The 1,718-nt window shown below is 68.8% G+C and carries 1 protein-coding gene; it reads left to right on the forward strand.

Translation table 11 applies throughout. The features are described 5' to 3' along the window. Positions 1–68 precede the first annotated feature (68 nt). Positions 69–1,655: an IS1182 family transposase gene (locus ACWGI8_RS43985; protein ID WP_453669198.1), complete on the forward strand. Its 1,587-nt coding sequence runs from the start codon at positions 69–71 to the stop codon at positions 1,653–1,655. Positions 1,656–1,718: the final 63 nt, after the last annotated feature.

A 1,718-nucleotide genomic window follows, 5' to 3' on the forward strand; every position in this document is an offset into this window, starting at 1 on the left:
CCTAGAAGATTGCTGAAAATCTCGGGTTCTGGCCCCGGCTCGGTGGAGTCGGGGCCAGTCTTGTAGGCATGCAGGGGGAATGGGCTGGGGAGATGGTCGGGCCGGATGTGTGGGAGACTTGCCGGGAGTTGATCCCGGCAGGGAGTGTGTTCGCGTTCCTGGCGGAACATCGCGAGGTGCTGTTCCCGCCGTCGATGTTCGCGGACATGTATCCGTCGTCCAACGGCCGTCCGAGTCTGCCGCCGCAGGTGCTGGCCGCGACGGTGGTCCTGCAGAGCCTGCAGGGGCTGTCTGACTTCGAGACGGTCCAGGAACTGCGGTGTGACCTGCGGTGGAAGGCCGCCTGCGGGCTCGGGCTGTACGACACCGCGTTTGATCCGTCGCTGCTGACGTACTTTCGGCGCCGCCTGCGTCATTCGGCCGACCCGACGCGGATCTTCACCAAGGTCAGGGAAGTCGTGGCCGCTACCGGCGTACTCAAGGGCAAGCAGCGGCGCGCGCTGGACTCCACGGTGCTCGATGACGCGGTGGCCACCCAGGACACCGTCACCCAGATCATCTCCGCCATCCGCCGGGTGATCCGCGAGGTCCCCGGCGCTCCGGAGACCGCCGCGGAGCACTGCCGGGCGCACGACTACACCGACCCGGGCAAACCGAGGATCGCCTGGGACGACGAGAAGGCTCGCGCCGCACTGGTCGACGCGCTGGTCACCGACGCCCTCAACCTGCTCGGACACCTGCCCGAGCAGAATCTGGGAGAGAAGGCGGCGAACGCGGTCGGCCTGCTGGCCCTGGTCGCCGGGCAGGACGTGGAACCCGCCGAGGACTCCGACGGGCGCGACGGACGCTGGCGCATTGCCAAGCGCACGGTGGCCGACCGGACGGTGTCCACCGTCGACCCCGATGCGCGGCACATCCACAAGAACCGCAGCCGTCACCAGGACGGCTTCAAAGGGCATGCGTCTTTCGAGCCGGAGACCGGCCTGTTCACGGCCGTCGCCCTGACCAGCGGCTATGGCCCCGACAACCACGAGGCCGCCGTCGCCTGCGATCTGCTGGCCGATGAGGAAGAGGGCACGGAGTTAACCGTGCTCGGCGATTCTGCCTACGGAACCGGCGATCTGCGCGCACAACTGCAGGCCGACGGCCACACCCTGGTGATCAAGCCGCCGCCGCTGCGGCAGGCAGTCCCCGGCGGCTTCACCATCGACGACTTCCGTATCGACCTGGCTGCCGGCACCGCGACCTGCCCGGCCGGACACACCGCCAACCTCGGCCAGATCAAAGCAGACGGCGCCCGCACCGCCCAGTTCAAGCGCGTCTGCACGGGCTGCCCTCTGCGGACGCGTTGCACCACCTCCAAAACCGGACGCACCCTCAACGTCCACCCCCAGTACGAACTGCTGGCCGCCGCCCGGGCCCAGGCCGCCACCGACACCGTCTGGCAGGACGAGTACCGCCGATGGCGGCCACCCGTCGAACGCGCCATCGCCTGGCTCGTCGCCAGGGGCAACCGCCGGGTTCCCTACCGCGGCGTCATCGCCAACAACATCTGGCTCCACCACCGCGCCGCCGCCCTCAACCTCCGCCGACTGATCAACCTCGGACTCACCCGGAAGAGCAACACCTGGCATCTCGCCCCGGCCACCGCGTAGCGCAAAGGGCCGCCCGGCCTGCGGCCGGACAGCCCCTCAACAAGATTTTCAGCAGCCTTCTAG

The sequence above is a fragment of the Streptomyces sp. NPDC054841 genome, assembly GCF_053611045.1.

What these genes read in the sequence shown, in the direction of transcription:
- ACWGI8_RS43985 (WP_453669198.1), top strand. Translation starts at nt 69, where the DNA reads ATGCAGGGGGAATGGGCTGGGGAGATGGTCGGGCCGGATGTGTGGGAG.